Source organism: Paenibacillus sp. FSL R7-269 (assembly GCF_000517865.1).
Classification (GTDB): Bacteria; Bacillota; Bacilli; order Paenibacillales; family Paenibacillaceae; genus Paenibacillus_AQ.
This window is the reverse complement of sequence record NZ_ASPS01000110.1, coordinates 34,085-50,748: the sequence shown is the minus strand read 5'-3', so window position 1 is coordinate 50,748 and position 16,664 is coordinate 34,085. Positions and strand designations below refer to the sequence as shown.

Here is a 16,664-nt window from a genome sequence, read left to right as displayed (position 1 = left end):
ACTTTCCCGCTGGTTGGCGTCTGTTCGACTCCCCGGTGAAGTTAGATAGCTTCACAGTTGAACGTATAATATCCGCTTTCAAGCTTGTAGTGCTCTCCATTCGGCATACTAAGGGTACATAGAGCCGATACCGGAACTTCAATATGGATAGTAAACTTGTTATCCTGTATGCTCCATTCAGAAGATACCCGTCCATAAGGGGTCTTAATACTGCCTTTGGCTGATGTAATTCCGCCTCCGAGGACGGGGGCAACCTTGAAGGTCCTATACCCTCCGCTGGTTGGCTCCATTCCAACCATTCGTCTGTATAACCAATCTCCCACTGCTCCATTAGCATAATGATTGAAGGAGACCATCCCTCCGCCGGATTCTTCATCCTTTTTGTTTCCGCTCAGATCACCTATATTTACTGTTCCATCCGGGCGTAGTGCATCCCAGCGTTCCCAGATGGTTGTTCCTCCAGCTTTCACTTCATACAGCCAGGACGGGCAGCCTTCCTGAAGCAGCAGCTCATATGCTTTATCGGGGTACCCATTATCCGATAGAGCGAATAATAGATAAGGGGTTCCTGTAAAACCAGTGGTTAGCTTATTGCCTGCCTCCCGCACAAGCCGGACAAGATTGTCCGCCATAACAGCCGTCTCTGTGCCTTCTGTCATATTGAAATGAAGCGGAAGCACGTAGGCGGTCTGAAACTCTTTCTTTAGGTTGCCCCGGCTATCCGTAAAGACTTGGCGGTAAGCTTCATTAATCCTGGATCTTAGCTTCCGGTAATATGCTGCATCCTCTTCATAGCCAAGCAAGTCGGCGATCTGTGCGGCTAATCCGCAGGAGTTGGAGAAATAAGCTGTCCCCACCCACTTGCCCTTCTTAAGCCACTGCCTGGCCGTCTCGTCTGGTGCACACCAGTCTCCAAAGTGGAACGGAAAACGCCAGACGTGACGGCTGCTAGGTGTGAAGGAAAGAAATTCGGACCACCACTTCGCTGCTTTTAAAAATTTCTTAATCGTTGGATATTGCCGCTCCAAAAGCCGTTTGTCGCCACGGGCAAGGTATTCTGCCCAAGGTACAAGAATGCAGCTGTCGCCCCAAGCAGATGTAGCCATCCTTGGCCAATGGTCCCCTGCGCGGGGAATAACCATAGGAAGACCTCCACCTGGTGCTTGCTCCGCCCGCATATCTGCCAGCCATTTGTCCAGGAACCGGCTTAGATCAAAATTGTAGCAGGCAGTCCTGGCAAAAACGGCAAGATCACCGGTCCATCCCTGACGCTCATCACGCTGCGGGCAGTCTGTAGGAATATCAACAAAGTTAGATTTGCCGCCCCAGCGAATATTGCTGTGTAATTGATTAATTAGTTCATTGGAGCATTCAAATTCACCTATCTCTTCAAAATCGGAATGAAGCACCAGCGCAGATAATTGCAAGTCTTCCGCACTGATTCCCCGGACACCAACATAACGGAATCCCATATAGGTTAGACGTGGAGAGTAGGTTTGCGGACCCTCTTTACAGATATAGGTCGCTGTCGCTTTTGCAGTACGCAGCGATTTAACGAACAGCTCCCCCTCAACAAGTACCTCTGCATGACGAAAGATTATCTCCTGATTCTTTTTGCCAGACAGCTTGGCAGAGATGACTCCGGCAAAATTCTGACCGAAATCATAGATCACTTCACCGCCGGGTGAATGAGTACATGAAATCGGTTTCATCTCTTCCTGAGCACGGACCGGATCTCCGTACTGTGCCAATAATAGCGGACTATTACGTGGAGCTGTCAAGGTTGCCTGTTTCCAAGCGATTTGTCCCAAATCCACAGTAGCATCATAAGTCTCCCCGTCATACCATTCGGCCATCCGGTAATTACCCTCTTCGGAGACTTGCCAGGATTCATCAGTTACCACGATCTCATACGATCCGTCCGTATATTCGAGATGCAATTCGCACAGAAAGGCTTGCCGGTCTGCACTGATCTTGTTCTTACGGACGTAATTGAAGGAGCCGGCTGCCCAGCCCCCGGCTACGACAGCGATTAACATATTCTCAGATCCGAGTAAGCCGCTAACGTCATACGTCTGATATTGTATTTGATGATCATAAGAGGTGAAGCCTGGAGCAAAATAGTCCGTCCCCACCTTGTCGCCATTCAACATCAGTTCGTAGACGCCGAGTGCCGTAGCATTAATCCAGGCACGGCGAACGGATTGCTTCGTTGTGAACGCACGCTTGAATGTCATTGGAACAGGTGACACTTTTTTGGGGAAATCATAACCTCCATCTGTAATCCACTTTCCCTGCCAAAGCATTCCCAAGCGTCCAGTTTCAAAAGAGGTTTCGGCAACAGCAATTTGTCTGCTTGAACCTGTTGCAGTGACATGGACATTATAGGTTGAGAAGGGTTCTAGTTCTCCGCTGTATAAATTATTGATTTGATCTGTGGTTTCATATTCCCAGTCCCCAATAGTTATCACTGCACTTAATAAGCTTTCGCTTTTCACATCGGAATCGAGCGCAAATGAAATATTAGGACTTCTGTCGGTAATACAGCCTTGTTCCATATTTTCTATCTTTAAATTTGTTATTCTAAGCACAATTGTGTTCCTCCCTGCGGTTTTCCTCCTTATTGTAATTCAGAAACAATTTTTGTATATTCCCGTCCATCCTCTTTGCCTTGAATAGGGTTCCACACTTGGGCGAAGAACGGTTCGCGTTTGGCACGTTCTTTGTAATTCCAGGTTTCGCGCTCACATTGCGGGCAGAAATGTCCTCCCTCCAAAATCAGCTTGGGGCTGGCATTAAAGGTATGGCCGAATGCACATTTGAAATCAAGCTTATCCGTCCAGTTCCCCGTCTCCATCTCTGCAGACAGGCATTCGCCACCGCGGAAGGCTGCCGCCCCTTTCATATCCTCAATATTTAACTCTGAGGCTGGCTTATTCTCATCGTAACCGTGGTCAAGCTTGATTACTTTATTCCAATCGGAGAATTTCTTCATTTCGGACAGCTTCTCCGGAATCGCCTCCCAGTTTGCCTTGCTTCCCCAATAAGCATCGATTTTCTCAAGATCATTATCCTCTATAAAACGTAGCGTTCCGCGTTCTTTCACAGCCTGCTTTTTCATTGTACGTTTAATCATAGCCCCCATGAATTTCTGCCCTCCCGGGAGCTTCGTGATGACCTTCGCTACGGGGACGAGTGCGCCAAGATTATCGAGGTAGCTCTGATAGAAGTATTCCATCGTATCCCGGCGGAAGTGGAAATAATCCTCCAGCTTGTCGGAATCCAAATAGTATTGTCCATGGAAATTCCGGGTGGCATACCATTTCGGATTGATGACATGATCCAGATTGGTAATGCCAAGCTTGCCGTACAGCACCTGGTACATCTCGAGTGTGCTCACTCTGCAGCTTTCGCCACCGCCAATGTTGTAAATATGCTGCCAGAATGCCTGATCAAGCTCACCGTCAATATCCTGGATGCACAGGTTACGCATTAATCGTCCTGAATCCCGGTCCGACACATACTCAAGCACATTCTCCAGACAGTTATGGAACATAATCGGGTCCTGAATCTTGCTCATCGCAGGTCCCATAATACCGGTCTGGCGGAGACTCACCCAATAGCTGAGCCCGGATTCAATCACCATACGCTCGGCAGCAATTTTAGAAACAGCATAATAATCGTACACACTTGGCTTCAGAGGATCGCCCACACGGCCCCAATGGATCGGCGGCATACGGTCACCTGTCTCAGCAATTGTACCAATGTTTACAAAGCGTGTTATCCCTGCCCGGCCGCTTTTCTTAATGGCGTCAACAATGTTTTGGGCTGAACCATAGTTAATCTGCATGGCCCGTTCGGGAAACTCATCAGCCGCAGGAGAAACAAAAGCAGCGATATGAAGAATAATGTCGGCATCCTTCACACATTCTTCCACCAGGCTGCGATCCAACAAATTACCATAGACTATTTTCACACTGTTCAGCCCTTCATATTGCTGAAGCTTCTCACGGCTGTTCGGATTGTCTAAATCGAAGAGCAGCAGCTCGCATTTCGCCAGATCGTTCATAAGCAGCTTTAAGGTCTCTCCACCCATATTGCCTGCTGCGCCTGTAATCATGATCCGTTTTTTCTTCATTATTGTTCACCTGCATCATTAGTTTATTGACAAGTCATTCGTCTACCTTCATACTACAGACACGGTGTCTATTTAACAACCATCAGTTGTTTTATGCTTTGATGTAATTTAGACATTTGAGATCACAGTGTCTATTTTTATAGAAATTTTATGGCTTGGAGATGATTTGACCATGAATCAACGGGAACGGTTAACCAAACTATTGTTGAAGCAGAGCTTGATCCGCTTGCTCAAAGAGAAGAATATAAGCCAAATCAGCGTTAAGGAATTGTGCACCTCAGCAGGCATCAACCGCTCCACGTTCTACTTACATTATGCCAATGCTTACGACCTGCTTGAACAAGTTGAACAGGAGATTATTAATAACACAAGTGCCTATCTGGATAAAATTGAAGCTGGAGACAGCGGTACTACCTATATCCTGGCATTTCTGGAGTACATTAAAAAGGATGAGGAGCTATTCACTGTCATGCTCCTCACCTCCAATGAAAACGTGTTATTTCCCAAACGCCTGCTGAATGAAATTCTCAAGAATATTGATAGCCAGCTTCAACTCAACGTACCTGAACGGTTGAAACGGTATACTTATTCCTACCTGGTCAATGGAAGCCTGGCGATCATTCAAGAATGGATACAAGAAGGATTTATCCTCTCCAGTCATGAACTGGCTGAGCTCATCTTCACTTTGGCTGACCAATCCTTAATGGCGATTATACCGGCAGAAGAGAACTGAGTTTCTTATTGATTGCTCTAAGCAGCATTACGCTCCAGCTCTTTCATTACTGATTCACCTTCAATGTCAAGGTTGGGCAAGATCCGGTCCAGCCATTTCGGCAGATACCATGCGGATTTACCCATTAGGGTCATAACAGCCGGAACGATGAGCAGTCTTACTACAAAGGCATCGAAGAGAATACCAAAGGCAAGTGCGAAGCCCATAGACTTGATAATCGGATCTTCGGCCAGCATGAAGCCGGTAAATACGGAGATCATAATCAGACCCGCTGCTGTTACTACACCGCCACTGTGCCCCATTCCCGCCAGCACGGCTTGTTTGGCATCCCCTGTATGTTTGAATTCTTCACGCATCCGGCTAACGAGGAAAACCTCATAATCCATCGCAAGGCCGAAAAGAATGCCTACAACGATGATGGGAAGAAAGTTTAGAACCGGACCTGCACCATAGAAGCCAAAGACGCTGCCCAGATGACCATCCTGAACGACAAAGACTACAAATCCAAAGGTTGCTGCAAGAGATAGAATAAAACCCAGCACCGCCTTCACTGGCACCAGCAGCGAACGGAATACGACCATCAGCAGTAGAAACGCCAGTCCGACGATGATGAGACAGAATTTAGGCAGCGCATCACTCAGATTCTGCGAAATCTCAAGATTAACGGCTGTGCCGCCTGTGACCATAAATTCCACATGGTTCTTCTCTAGAATATCAGGAGCCTGATCTCTGATTGCATCTATAAGCTTAGTCGTTTCCATATCATGCGGCCCCGTCGCCGGGATAATATTGATCAGTGCAACTTCTCCGGACGGTCCGGGAATAGCCGGTGATACCGTGCCTATATTGGAAATAGTCTCCAGTTCCTTTACCCCGCTTGATACATTGGTCATGAAATCTCCTTCACCTTCGGCAACGGCCAGAACAATGAGCGGACTGTGATAGCCTTCGCCGTACCCTTCCGAGAGCAGGTCATAAGCCCGGCGCTCCGTTTTTTCCGTTGATTTCAGCCCGTCGTCGGAACTCCCCAACTGCAGATGTGAGAACGGTAAGGCAATTACACCCAGCAAGATCATTCCTAGAATAACTATCGTCCAAGGCTTACTTGTTACAAAATGCCCCAGACGGTTACTTTTTGCGTTCATCCGTTTACGAGGCTTCAGCCACTTGTTTCCGCTTGAAGCAGTGACCTTGCTCCCCACCGCGCTGAGCACAGCAGGAACCAGGATGATCGAGGTCAGCATGGCTAACAATACACAGAATGCACCAGCCAGCCCCATAGCTGTCAGAAACGGAATGTTCACGACGGCCAGACCGGCCAGTCCGATGATCACCGTTATAGCTGCGAAGACTACGGAGCTGCCTGCTGTAGCATTTGCGATCGCTATTGATTCCCGGTTGCTATAGCCCGCGGCCAATTGTTGACGGAACCTGGAGACAATAAAGAGCGCGTAGTCTATGCCCACCGCCAGCCCAAGCATAGCGGCGAGCGCCATGGAGGTTGAGGGAATATCCAGCATATTAGAGCCGATTATTACACCGAGCAAGCCAATCCCGAGGCCTACCACTGCAGTTGCAATTGGCAATACTCCGAGCAGGAAGGAACTGAAGGTGATAGACAGAACCAGAAAAGCGATGAGTACACCGATGACTTCTGACGGACCCATGATTTTCATCTGGACGTAAGCAGACCCCGTCAGTTCAGCTTGCCAGTCTAAGAAGTGCATGTTTTCAGCTACAGCTGTGATATGTTCTCTGGAAGCTTCTGTGACTTCACCAGCAGGTGTTTTGTAGGTGATGTCCATGTAGGCTATCGTCTTGTCCGCATTTAGCGACCGGTTATCATAAGGTCCGGCTACGGACTTCACTTGCGGATCTTCCATAATCTCTTTTTGTGTTTTCTGAATGACGGTCTGAGAGGCTTCTGAGGACAAGCTTTGACCTTGTGGTGCTTTCATGACGAGCCGGGTTTGTCCCCCATCTTCCTGTGGTCCGGCGAATTCTTTGTTTAACAGATCAATCGCTGCTTGGGATTTCAGCCCTGGAATAGATGTGTTGTTACTGAACGCTGGCCCCAAGCTTAGCGCAAGTATTGCAAATGCCACTAAAACTGCAAATCCTCCATACATAACAGCTTTCGCATTGCTTGCTGACCAATGACCTAAACGGTATAAATATTTTGCCATTTCGTGTCCTCCCGACATCCTATTGTTGTGTATTCTCTATGTATTTAGTGTATAGGAAAAGCTTAAAGGGCGAATCGTACCAAGGGGAAGGTGTGGACATGTACTTTTGGGAAGTAACAAACAGCAAAAAAAGACACTATCCCGGCATATCCCAGGGTGGGAATAGCTAGATAATGTCGAGTGACTAGATATGAAGAATGCCCTGTTCTATGGCAGTAGCTACGGCCTGGGCACGTGATTCTACTCCAAGCTTACTGTAGATATTGGTCAAATGCGACTTAATTGTCCGCTCCGTAACGCCCATATCAAAGGCAATTTCTTTACTCTTAAACCCCCGGGCCACAAGCTGCAAAATGAGCAGCTCCTTATCCGTAAGGTTAACGGGTTCTGTATCCCTTGCCCCGGCAATTTTTGACCGTTCCTTTGCCGCGAATACTTTAGTTAGGATATCAGCCTGTAACAGGGTACTTCCCCGGATTGCCGATTCAATGGTCCGGAATAATTCGTCCCGGCTTGTATCTTTGAGCAAATACCCTTTGGCCCCCAGGGCCAGCGCATTGATCATTAATCCATCCTCATTGTAGGTTGTCAAGATAATGACAGGAATCTCAGAATGTCTCGCTTTTAAGGCTTGTAGCGTCTCCTCCCCGCTCATTACCGGCATATTCAGGTCGAGAAGAACTACATCGGGTGACAGTTCATCGATTAAACGGAGAGCGGCCTGTCCATTTTCTGCCTCTCCTGCAATCTCAAAACGGTCATCTGTCTCCAAAATCATTTTTAATCCTTCTCGGACCACCATGTGATCATCTACAATAAGTATTTTATATGAGTTCATTTCCCTTCCCCTTCATGGATTGGAACTTCAATTTGGATGTGTGTCCCGGTTGGACGACTCTTAATGTCCAAGTTCCCTCCGATTAACCGTACGCGTTCTTGCATGCCCAATATGCCATAGTGTCCCGTTTTTTGTCCGATTAGGTTGGTGTCAAACCCAGCACCATTATCTCTGACCTCCAGGTGGAGGATACCTGGCCTTTCACTTACATTTACCCATACGCTATCCGCTTTAGCGTGCTTGGTTATATTCATCAAGCATTCACTGATGATCTGTAAGCTATGCTCTTTTATCGTTCCCGGCAAAAGAGAGACAATCTCAATTTGACTGTGAATATGGATGCCTGTCGCCAGGGTAAATCTGCGTATTTCATTGCCGACCGACTCCTCAAATTCAATGTTAGCCGCCGACTTCACTCTGAGGTTGTCTATCGCCAGCCGGGCTTCCGCCAATATTCTCCTGGCCTGTCCCATGGATATCTGAAGGAATTCCTGGGATCTGGAGGTATTTCCATTAGTAAGGTGAGCATTAACCGCTTCAAGCTGCATAATAATTCCCGCTACCCCCTGTGCCAGGGTATCATGCAGATCACGCGCAAGACGTTGACGTTCATTGGCGAGTGTCAATTCTTCCACTTTTTTATGAGCCTTTTCAAGATCTCTCAGAAACGTTTGTGTGCGGATTCGGGCATGGACCTGTTGGAAAAATAATGAAGCATAGGCAACTACTAGAATCAGCATTAATGAAAATAACGGCATCATAAGATAAAGGTCATATTGATTGCCCAAATATAACATGGTGTAAAAGAAGATAACCAAACAGTATAGTGCAACAAGTGTAATTTTTCGTTTTTGATAGTAGATCCCAATGCTTTGACCAATAAGAACAGGAAGCAGGCCAATAAGAACAGCCGGAGAACTATATGGCATTAATAAAGCGCATGTTAAAATCAGCAGTCCTTGAACTAAAAAGAAGATCCATACTTTAGTTTTGGGGATTTTGTACAAATTCCAATGAAGATAAAGATGGACTATATAGCATAAGGTGAAAATAAGAGTATTTACCCAGTTCAACCCGTATACCACTTGAAGTATCACTGAAGCTGCGTAGACTAATGAAACCCAGAGTAAAACAGGAAACCGGGCAACGATGATTTCATCATTTATTTCGTTTTGAAGGTTTTTATCATTCTTAAACATATTCAGGATATTCATACCCTTCCGCTTTCAATTATTGAAGTCATTGTATTCATCCTCCCCTGCTACATACGATTGTACTACAGTCATACAGTTGTTGAATCGTACAAAAGGGAGGTTTACCCTGTACGAAAGGGAACTTTGAGAATGTATACAAACAAAAAACCGCGTTACCACGGTTTTTTGAGATAGGTTCAGTTATTACAATTAGAATGTTACAGGGAATGCCTTGACTCCTCTTATAATCATGCCAGGTCTCCATTCCAGCTGCTCTTCTTCAACTTCCAGCCGGATATCCGGCATTCTTCGGAGCAGTGCACTAACGGCAATTTCTCCTTCGAGCCGGGCGAGAGGAGCACCGAGACAATAGTGAACCCCTTTACCAAAAGCGATATGGTCATTGACTTTCCTGGTAATATCAAAGGTATCCGGCTCTTGAAATTTAAGGCTATCACGATTCGCTGAGAGTAAGGACACGAACAGCATATCTCCTTGGCGAATTTGTTTGCCATCTAGCTCTAAATCTTCGGTTGCCCAGCGGATATTACTTACCTCAGCCGGCCCGTTGAAGCGTAACATTTCCTCAATAGCGGATTGAATGAACTCGGGCTGAGCAAGAAGCATTTGTTTCTGTTCAGGATGCTCCAACAGTGCCAGCACGCCATTTCCAATCAAGTTAACGGTTGTCTCATGACCAGCAATAATCAGCACAAATACAAGCGCGTACAATTCTTGCTCTGTTAGGGCTTCCCCTTCTTCCTCAACGCTGATTAAAGAACTGATAAGATCATTTTGTAAATGCTTGCGCCGCTCGGCAAAAAGTTCCTGTAAATAATCCACGAAGGCCTTCATGACCTCATCGCTAGCCTGGTCAAGCTCCGGATTATTGAATCCTTCCATAATAACATCGGACCATCCTCTGAATCTATCCTGGTCCTCCAGAGGCACACCCAGCATTTCACAGATGACTATAATGGGGAGCGGGAAGGCATACTCTTCGATTAGATCCATTTTCCGGGTGCCTTTTCCAGCAATAGTATCCAACAACTTCTCGCTAATCTCCTCGATCCGCCCGCGAAGTCCTTCAATCATCCGGGGTGTAAAAGCTTTTTGAATTAAACGCCGCAATCTGCGATGATCCTCAGGGCCAACGCTAATCAAATTTCTAGAAATAACTTCCTGGTGCGAAGGCAAAGAAGCTTCTTCATTACCGGCATTCGGGGGATTCGTCACAAAACGTGAGTCCTGCAAAACCTTAACCGCATCCTCATACCTGGAGACTAACCAGGCAAATTGCCCGCCCGGCAGCAGAAAACGATGTACCGGCTCCTCTTCGCGCAGCCGTTCATAAGCTGCAAAGGGCTGCTGGATAAAAGCCTTGTCCATAAAATCAACTTCGGGTCTGGTTGGGTTGGCATTCTCATTCATGGTCAATCGAGGCACCTCCAAAATGATAGTATTGGTATCATTACAATAATAAGAAAATCGTTCGCGGCGAAGGAAACTGCTATGACAAGTTGAGCCGTATCTTTGACGCATTCATTTTTTTCGGTATTACCGGACACCAGCAGAGTTCAAAACTGATAGAAGCTTTTGAATGTTACGTGGCCTTATCAAAAGAGCCGTTGGAGGATATCGCTCTTTATCAAGCTCAATATAACCGGTTAGTCGCCTTGTTTAGCGAATTGGCTGACCTTGGAGTTAAGGAAGCGGAGCAGCTTAATATTCTGAAAAAGATATTTTTAAGTCAGATTAAAGCATAAGAAGGACAACGTCCTCTTTGGTTAACAGAACCAATTCAGTTTATTGTTGACTACGGCGTTCTTCCAGTTCCTTTACAATCTGAGGATACTTCGCATCCAGGTCATACTTGCGCAGGCAGAGATACGTAAGCACGAGTATTGCCACAGGAAGATATACAGTAAGAACAAGAATACTGGTTATTGCGGAATCCGGCTGTGTGGTTAATGTTCCATCATAATCCCCCATGGCCAGAATCCACCCAATCATCGCTGCGGCTAGGCCCATACCAATTTTAACTCCAAAGCTGTTTGCACTATTGACCATCCCCACCAGACGCTTACCTGTCTTCCATTCACCGTACTCTACAGTATTATTGACGAGCACCCCGCCCACAGCCATCATGGGGATGGTTGCCAGAGTTGTTATTCCACCGAGCACTAATGCAGCGACAAAGCTATATGGCATGAAACAGCGGATACCCAAGGCAGCGATTCCGACGATCAGCCCGATACGTGCAGTGCTGGAAAGGCCAAACTTTTTAATCATTGGTCCCACAAGAGCGAAGCCGAGAAATACCGGAATCAAACCAACAGCACCCATGATTCCGATCAGATCCTCATTACCTAAAATATATTTGGTATAATAGATCCCCGTTGAGCCGTTAAGCGTATACATCATATTAATAAATAATTGAGCAAACAACATGATGATCCAATATTTGTTCTTAAACAGGAGCTTTATACTTTCCCAGAAGGGTACGTTATCGCTTTCATTCAAATTGACGTTAGCATTGTTCTCTTTGGAGGAAAGGAAGGTCAGGACCAGTGCAATAGCTGATAATAATCCAAGCACGACGGCAACGATGATCCAAGCCTTCTGATCTCCACCCAGCATATTGGTAACCGGAATTAATACAACAGAGACAACGATTCCAATCATGTATCCGAAGATGGTACGGGTAAGGCCCATCTTACCGCGTTCTTCTACGCTTTTCGTACGAATGGCCATTAAGCTTCCGTACGGAATAGCAATTCCCGTGTAGACAATGGCAGAAGCGAATATTACTGTAGCCAATGCATAGATCGTTTTCACCGTGTTAGATGCATCGGCAGGAACTGTAAATAGCAAAATGATAGCGGCCAGTGCCGGGAGAGCCATCCACAGCATCCAAGGCCGTGCTTTCCCGTACTTCGATTTAGTACCATCAACGATACGGCCCATTAGCAGGTCCGTGAATGCATTAACTAACTTGGTGATCAGCATAATTGTGCCTACTGTTGCAGCTGCAATACCCACCTTATCTGTATAAAAGTAAGTAACCATCCCAATAAGTCCGCTTATGGAGTTCAGTGCAATTTGTGCTACACCGTCACCTAAGTAATGATGAGGCCGCATCGTTTTCTGGATACCCTGGGCATCAGTACCTAATGGTTTCGATTTTTTGGTTGGTGTTACAACCTCTGTACTATAAAGATCCGTTGTTTCATTCATTATTTTACCCCCGTTTGCCTTATAATGATAACGCTTTCTATTCCTTATTTTAATCCTCTGTTATAAATAGATATGGTATCGTAATTGTTTTTTTGGAAATATGATTGCTATCTCAACATTTATTTCAAGCGCTTTCATCCCTGCAGTTTCTAGGTTACATTAAAATAAAAAGGGCATTGCAGTTATCCTGCAACGCCCTCTTGTTTCAACGCATAGCCCCCTGCTTTTTCGGTTCATTTAATGTTTTCAAAACCAGTTTAAACAACATTGCTGTTTCCTCAGGGGTATTGGTCAACAATTCGCTTATAGAGAAATCATATGCATATTTAATCATCGGATGATCCAGCATACCGGGTGCGTGTTCTTCAATCATCAGAAGAGCTATCGGCTCTTCGATGACTTCCTTAAGCGTGGAGTCCAAAGTAAACCGCACTATGTCCAGATTGGTCTGTGTAGGATATCTAAAACAGTAATCTCCAGAACCGACTTCAATCGGATCTTCCTGCTCAGGCAATATAATGACCGCAGCAGTATTGGCAGGGATCGTCACATTGACGATAATTTCCCCATTCCGGCAAGACCATGAGCTCTTGATTTCTCCATATACTGAATGATAAATACCTTCTACTGCACTTATTCCTTTTATGAACTGAGGGTGTATCAGGATCTTTTTAAACCCGGGTTCGATCTGATTAATACCAGCCAGCTTCCTGTACATCCATTCCCCAATAGAACCATACGCATAATGATTTAAGGAGTTCATGCCTGATGTATCGAAATCTCCATTCGGGAGAATGGAGTTCCACCGTTCCCAGATAGTTGTAGCTCCCTTCTTAACTGCGTAGAGCCAGGACGGAAAATCTTCTTTCAGGAACAAGGTGCCCGCAAGCTCATGCATTTGATTCTCAGATAATACATGACACAGATATGGAGTGCCCACAAAACCGGTCGTAAGGTGATTCTTATGCTGGGCTATGCTAGACTCCAGGGTCTTGCGGACTCTCTCCCGGTGCTTGTCCTCCACCAGATTGAAATGAAGAGCTAATACGCAAGCCGTTTGAGTCTCACTGACTAATCTGCCGGTTGCGGAAATATACTCTTCCTGGAACGCTGATTTGATTTGGCTATGAAGCGTTTCGTATTTGGTGGCATCCTCAGATCTGTTTAACACGCTGGCAGTCTTGGCCAGCAGCTCTGTGGAATAGGCATAATAAGCGTTAGCCACCAGATACACATCCGTAGCCCCGGTCCGCTCATTACTGATCTCTTCCTTATCAAGTCCGAGCCAGTCTCCGTATTGAAATCCTGTCTGCCACAGCCCATTAATCCCGCAGCGTCCAGAGATGTAATCAACCCAGCCCTTCATGCTGTCGTACTGTTGCTCCAGCAGCCTAAGGTCGCCATACATCTGATACACGGTCCAAGGAACAATAACCGCAGCATCGCCCCATGCAGCAGCTCCTTCCTGATTCCCCAGGATATTTGGGATTACATGCGGAACGCCATATTCTTCAGTCTGCTCAGAAGCAAGATCACGCAGCCATTTCGTGAAGAAGGAGGCTACATTCATATTAAAGGCAGCCGTTCCGGCAAACACCTGAGCATCGCCTGTCCAGCCAAGACGTTCATCTCTTTGCGGGCAGTCCGTAGGAATGTCAAGGAAATTACCGCGCTGGCTCCATTGAATATTACTGAATAATTGGTTAACCATTTCACTCGAGGTGGTCAGACTGCCTGTTTCCTCCAGATGTGAATGCAGTACGCAGGCGGTGAACAGCTCCGGTTGAATGACCTCTAAGCCTTCGACCGCAATGTAACGGAACCCATGAAAAGTAAAATGCGGCCGGAAGACTTGCTCTTTCCCATTACAAATAAAACGGTCAATAGAGATTGCTTGCCGCAAGGTCTCAGGGTACAGGTTCCCTTCTTTATCAAGTACCTCGGCATGCCGGATAGTAATGACCTGGCCCTCACGCCCGGTAATCTGCAGCTCTACGAATCCGGTCAGAATCTGTCCGAAATCAATAACCTGCTCTCCTTTGGGTGTCGTAAAGAGCTTCACTGCGGGCAGCCTTTTGGTAATCCTGACCGGTTCACTTTCCTGGGCGACAAGACGCTCGTTATTATAGGAGAATGGGACCACTTCATATTGAGTATCGTCTACATAACAGGAGTCATAGGTCTCTCCCATGTAGATTTCGCTGGAGCGGATCGGTCCCTTCGTCACCTTCCAGCTCTCATCTGTCACAATTACTTCTTTCGATCCGTCTGTATAGACGATGTGCAGTTCGGCGATAGCGGCCACTCTGTCCCCGTAATGATTCGGAGTACAGGTGAAGCCAAAGATCCCTTTATACCAGCCATTTCCAACTGTGATCTCTATTTTATTTTGCTGCTCCAAGAGTCCGTCTAAGCTATAGGTCTGATATTGCAGCCGCTCCTTGTAATTCGTCCAGCCAGGAGCAAAATAATGATCCCCTACCCGATTTCCATTAATAGAAATTTCATAAACTCCTAATGAGGATGCATAGAGACGGGCTGACTGTATATCCTTTTCTGCAGTGAAGATCTTTTGGAAAACGGGAGGTGCAGTTTCATCATCCGGGAAGGTATGCGTAATCCAATCTGCTGTAAAGTTACTTCCCTTCAGAAGACCTGTTTCGAAATGTCCTGCAATACTGGCTTGATTGCCTTGATTGTCCCATGCAGTGACATGAATCTGATAAAAACTAGAGGCCTGAAGCGGGAGGCCAGCATACTCTACCAGAATTGAAGTGTCCGCCTCCACCTTACCTGAATTCCAAACCTCCTCAGTATCCTTGGTTACAGTGATCTGATAGGCAGTCTGCATGACTCCTTGCGCTGAAGAAACCAAATGCCATGAGAAGCGCGGGCTTGGTGTATCCAAGCCAAGGGGATTGTCCATGTATTCAATGCGAAGATTGTTTAACTCCATCTGTATCCGCCTTTCGATAATTCCAGAAATTTTATGATACCTACTACTCTTATTGTAATGAAATAGCAGTGAATATTATGGTATTATGATTGTAATTTTAGAAGCTTAATACTATGAGGCAGTCATAGGAGGTTTTTATGGAACAAAGCGTTGCAAGCCATTGCAAGCTCATATCCGGGCTATTTGAGCTGTCCGTGTTTTTTATTGGTCCTGCCGGTGACGTTCTTGTTGAATGCTTGGATGATCGGATGTTAAATCCTCTATATGGAAACGATAAACAATTATTCTTTAATGTTTTGGAATTAGAGCCTGCGATTTGTAAAGAGATCCCTGTCATTAGAAAAACGCTCTTTTTTGAAAATTACATATCCATGAGTGTGGTCAGTAACCAGAGCTTTGAAGGAACCATTATTGTCGGCCCCTCTCTGCCCTTCACGCTATTCGACCACAAAATAAACGGGCTAATCAACGATACGAATCTCTTCGCCAACCGGGAGCAGGTGTTTCATTATTATCAGTCTCTTCCTGTCATCACCTACGGGAAGCTGGTGAACATTGCCGTTCTGATCTATCAGATGTTCAGCGGCAAGTTCATTGCAGCCGATCAGATACAAGATCAACTGGAGCTGCAGGTTGAAGAAACCAAGATGCCGGGTGCCATCCGCTTTGCACCAAACGACGAGCTGGCCCCTCATCATAATCCCCTTTATGAAAAGAAATTGTTAACGATCATAAGAGAAGGCCAAACGGAAGCGCTTAAGCGATTCTCGCAGCTTGGCAAGGAGAATACGGGGATACTGTCCAAATCAAGCCACATCCGCTCCAAAAAAAATCTAGGCATTATAGGCATTGCTCTAGCTGCCAGAGCGGCGATAGAGGGAGGGCTTCATTCAGAAATTTCCTTTTCGGTAAGCGATCTGTACATTCAACGCCTGGAGGAATTGCGGACGGAAAAAGAAATTGATCAGTTATGTTTAGTTGCATTTTTTGAGTTGACCGAAAAAGTAGCTCAGGTTAAGGAAGCCCGGTATTCTAAAACCGTTACCACATGCAAAAATTATATTTATGACCAGCGATTCTCCAGGATCACCCATGAATCCATTGCCGGTCACGCCGGCATCAGCCCGAATTATTTGTCGGTTATATTTAAAAAGGAGACGGGTGTACCGGTTAATGAGTATATCCAGCAGATTAAAATTGAAGAAGCCAAAAATATGATTCTGTTCTCGAATACACCTCTGTCCGAAATCGGGTCACTCCTGAGCTTTTCTGATCAGAGCTACTTTACTAAGGTTTTCAAAAAGCATACAGGGCTAACCCCGAAACAGTATCAGCAAACACAATATTTAAGCCAATAAGCCTGGTTCTACCGGGCTTATTGGA

At 46.0% G+C, this 16,664-nt stretch carries 11 protein-coding genes; 3 read left to right on the top strand and 8 right to left on the bottom strand.

Annotated elements, in window-relative coordinates:
* Positions 1–41 precede the first annotated feature (41 nt).
* Together C162_RS31005 and C162_RS31000 are read right to left on the bottom strand one after the other, a co-directional pair.
* Positions 42–2,237 carry an alpha-L-rhamnosidase gene (locus C162_RS31005; RefSeq protein ID WP_200869257.1) on the bottom strand — a complete coding sequence of 732 codons (2,196 nt, stop codon included), beginning with the start codon at positions 2,235–2,237 and terminating at the stop codon, positions 42–44.
* Positions 2,238–2,620: 383 nt separating this feature from the next.
* Positions 2,621–4,138, bottom strand: a complete 1,518-nt coding sequence (locus C162_RS31000) for an NAD-dependent epimerase/dehydratase family protein (protein WP_036701445.1) — start codon at positions 4,136–4,138, stop codon at positions 2,621–2,623.
* A 127-nt stretch (positions 4,139–4,265) separates the two neighbouring features.
* Between C162_RS31000 and C162_RS30995 the strand changes: the two genes are divergently transcribed.
* Entirely contained in the window at positions 4,266–4,871 is a 606-nt protein-coding gene (locus tag C162_RS30995) for a TetR/AcrR family transcriptional regulator (protein WP_143804166.1), read from the top strand.
* Between the two features lie 17 nt (positions 4,872–4,888).
* On the opposite strand, the gene C162_RS30990 is transcribed toward C162_RS30995, so the two are convergent.
* The 4 genes from C162_RS30990 to C162_RS30975 all read right to left on the bottom strand — a co-directional run bounded on the left by C162_RS30990 (position 4,889) and on the right by C162_RS30975 (position 10,519).
* The gene (locus tag C162_RS30990; protein WP_235218583.1) at positions 4,889–6,976 is read right to left on the bottom strand and encodes an MMPL family transporter; all 2,088 of its coding nucleotides are present in this window, start codon (positions 6,974–6,976) and stop codon (positions 4,889–4,891) included.
* Positions 6,977–7,241: 265 nt separating this feature from the next.
* The gene (locus tag C162_RS30985) at positions 7,242–7,895 is read right to left on the bottom strand and encodes a response regulator (RefSeq protein ID WP_036701441.1); all 654 of its coding nucleotides are present in this window, start codon (positions 7,893–7,895) and stop codon (positions 7,242–7,244) included.
* The gene (locus C162_RS30980; RefSeq protein WP_036701438.1) at positions 7,892–9,109 is read right to left on the bottom strand and encodes a sensor histidine kinase; all 1,218 of its coding nucleotides are present in this window, start codon (positions 9,107–9,109) and stop codon (positions 7,892–7,894) included. Before C162_RS30980 ends, C162_RS30985 begins: the two co-directional genes overlap by 4 nt.
* Before the next feature lie 189 nt (positions 9,110–9,298).
* Positions 9,299–10,519, bottom strand: coding sequence for a cytochrome P450 family protein (locus tag C162_RS30975; RefSeq protein ID WP_084649100.1), 1,221 nt, complete (start codon positions 10,517–10,519; stop codon positions 9,299–9,301).
* An 89-nt stretch (positions 10,520–10,608) separates the two neighbouring features.
* Between C162_RS30975 and C162_RS30970 the strand changes: the two genes are divergently transcribed.
* On the top strand, positions 10,609–10,854 hold the full coding sequence (locus C162_RS30970; RefSeq protein ID WP_036701435.1) for a hypothetical protein: 246 nt from the start codon (positions 10,609–10,611) through the stop codon (positions 10,852–10,854).
* A gap of 40 nt (positions 10,855–10,894) precedes the next feature.
* Here the strand turns inward: C162_RS30970 and C162_RS30965 are convergent, their stop codons facing one another.
* Positions 10,895–12,325, bottom strand: a complete 1,431-nt coding sequence (locus C162_RS30965) for an MFS transporter (protein ID WP_051494066.1) — start codon at positions 12,323–12,325, stop codon at positions 10,895–10,897.
* A 205-nt stretch (positions 12,326–12,530) separates the two neighbouring features.
* Positions 12,531–15,281 (bottom strand): glycoside hydrolase family 78 protein, encoded by a 2,751-nt coding sequence (locus C162_RS30960; protein WP_036701434.1) that lies wholly within the window; start codon positions 15,279–15,281, stop codon positions 12,531–12,533.
* 137 nt (positions 15,282–15,418) lie between these two features.
* On the opposite strand from C162_RS30960, the gene C162_RS30955 reads away from it, so the two are divergent.
* Positions 15,419–16,639 (top strand): helix-turn-helix domain-containing protein, encoded by a 1,221-nt coding sequence (locus C162_RS30955; protein ID WP_036701432.1) that lies wholly within the window; start codon positions 15,419–15,421, stop codon positions 16,637–16,639.
* The last annotated feature ends 25 nt before the right edge of the window (positions 16,640–16,664 follow it).

Excerpts from the sequence above, each read along its gene's own strand:
- C162_RS31005 (WP_200869257.1), bottom strand. The coding sequence starts at position 2,237 with ATGACATTCAAGCGTGCGTTCACAACGAAGCAATCCGTTCGCCGTGCC.
- C162_RS31000 (WP_036701445.1), bottom strand. The coding sequence starts at position 4,138 with ATGAAGAAAAAACGGATCATGATTACAGGCGCAGCAGGCAATATGGGT.
- C162_RS30985 (WP_036701441.1), bottom strand. The coding sequence starts at position 7,895 with ATGAACTCATATAAAATACTTATTGTAGATGATCACATGGTGGTCCGA.
- C162_RS30980 (WP_036701438.1), bottom strand. The coding sequence starts at position 9,109 with ATGAATATCCTGAATATGTTTAAGAATGATAAAAACCTTCAAAACGAA.
- C162_RS30975 (WP_084649100.1), bottom strand. The coding sequence starts at position 10,519 with ATGAATGAGAATGCCAACCCAACCAGACCCGAAGTTGATTTTATGGAC.
- C162_RS30965 (WP_051494066.1), bottom strand. The coding sequence starts at position 12,325 with ATGAATGAAACAACGGATCTTTATAGTACAGAGGTTGTAACACCAACC.
- C162_RS30960 (WP_036701434.1), bottom strand. The coding sequence starts at position 15,281 with ATGGAGTTAAACAATCTTCGCATTGAATACATGGACAATCCCCTTGGC.
- C162_RS30955 (WP_036701432.1), top strand. The coding sequence starts at position 15,419 with ATGGAACAAAGCGTTGCAAGCCATTGCAAGCTCATATCCGGGCTATTT.